Genomic DNA, 1863 nt, shown 5'->3' with positions numbered 1-1863 from the left:
TTGTCGTTGTGCGCCCAGCATGGGCGCACTCCTGCGGGTGCAAGTCCCGCCATAAGCTGGTCACAGCGAATGAAGTGAAGCGCAACTGCATGAGGGCGACCGAATGTGGAGAGGAAGCGTGGAGCGTAAATCGTGAGCCGATGGACAAGAACTGCATAGAAGGCGCTGCCGTGCAGGGCGAGCGGGCAACGCACCGCGAAGCTCTCGTGACCAAGGCGAAGCAGCGTAAATGCGGCGGTTGTGCGATGAAGGAGTGCGCTCTTACCTGGGGAGATCTCGCCTTATGCCTGAAAGGGCGACGGCGTCGAGCCGGAGCGAGAAGTCAGCAGAGGTCGTAGTAGTCACAGGACAGGTCGATGAGGCTGAAGCTGGTGACGAAGGGCCGAACGGGAAGGAGTGTCCAGCGTCATGTCGATGCGACAGGCAATGCGTCAGATGCCCGTGCGAGCGGGGCGAGCGGGAAGCATACGCGGTGAAGCTGCGTCTATGCCCGTGAGCGACGAAGGCTGTTGCCCGCGCCATGAATCCGGGGACACAGGGTCACCGCTGCTGATGGCGGCGCTGACGAGGGAGAACCTGAAGCAGGCGTTCAAACGGGTACGGGCCAACAAGGGAGCCGCTGGCGTGGACGGTCTGGATATTGACCAGACGTCGCGCCATCTGGTGACGGCGTGGCCCGCGATCCGTGAACAGTTGCTGAAGAGGACGTACCGGCCCAGTCCGGTACGGCGGGTGACGATTCCGAAACCGGACGGAGGCGAGCGCGAGCTTGGCATCCCGACGGTGACGGACCGGCTGATCCAGCAGGCGCTGCTGCAGGTGCTGCAACCGGTTCTGGACCCTGGCTTCAGCGAGCACAGCTACGGCTTCCGGCCTGGACGGCGTGCGCACGATGCGGTGCTTGCCGCGCAGTCGTACGTGCAGTCGGGTCGGCGAATCGTGGTGGATGTTGATCTGGAGAAGTTCTTCGACCGGGTCAACCACGACATCCTGATCGACCGACTGCAGAAACGTATTGGGGACGCCAGCGTGATCTGGCTGATCCGGGCGTATCTGAACAGCGGCATCATGGATGGCGGCGTGGTTCAGCAGCGCGAACAGGGCACGCCACAGGGCGGGCCGCTATCGCCGTTGCTGGCCAACGTGTTGCTCGATGAGGTGGACAAGGAACTGGAGCGGCGAGGCCACTGCTTCGCGCGCTATGCCGACGATGCGAATGTCTATGTTCGTAGCCGCCGTGCTGGCGAGCGGGTGATGGCGCTGCTGCGTCGTCTGTATGGGCAACTGCGGTTGAAGGTCAACGAGACCAAAAGCGCAGTCGCCAGTGTGTTCGGTCGCAAGTTTCTGGGCTACAGCCTATGGGTAGCGTCCGGCGGTGTCATCAAGCGCAAGGTGGCGGCCAGATCGCTGCTGGCGTTCAAACGCCGCATTCGTGAACTGACCGGCCGTAGCGGCGGGCGCAGCATGAAGGACGTGGTGGAACGGTTACGGCCTTATGTATTGGGCTGGAAGGCGTACTTCCGGATGGCGCAGACGCCACGAGTCTGGCTGGATCTGGACAAGTGGATGCGTCACCGGCTGCGTGTCATCCAGCTCAAACACTGGCGCCGCGGTCCGACCATCTACCGGGAACTGCGTGCGCTGGGCGCACCGTCCGCTGTGGCGCAACAGGTGGCGGCGAACAGCTGTCGCTGGTGGCGTAATAGCGGCAAGCTCCTGAATAGCGTATTGACCCTCGCGTACTTCGACCGGCTGGGTGTGCCCCGACTCTCATAACCTCAACTTCCCGAACCGCCCGGTGCGGACCCGCATGCCGGGTGGTGTGGCAGGGGTACGGCCTCATGGTCGTCCCCTATGCCGATT

1 protein-coding gene is annotated in these 1863 nt (G+C 63.2%); it reads left to right on the top strand.

Going from position 1 to position 1863, the window contains the following annotated elements; all coding sequences use genetic code 11:
- Positions 1-408: 408 nt before the first annotated feature.
- A complete protein-coding gene (ltrA, locus tag JMF90_RS35295) occupies positions 409-1776 on the top strand; it encodes a group II intron reverse transcriptase/maturase (protein ID WP_011548086.1) in 1368 nt (455 codons plus the stop codon).
- Positions 1777-1863 lie beyond the last annotated feature (87 nt).

Origin of the sequence: Burkholderia sp. E168m23 (genome assembly GCF_016586125.1) — a bacterium.
Taxonomy (GTDB): domain Bacteria; phylum Pseudomonadota; class Gammaproteobacteria; order Burkholderiales; family Burkholderiaceae; genus Burkholderia; species Burkholderia orbicola.
The sequence above is the reverse complement of the archived record's forward strand: the minus strand, read 5'-3'. Positions and strand labels throughout refer to the sequence as shown.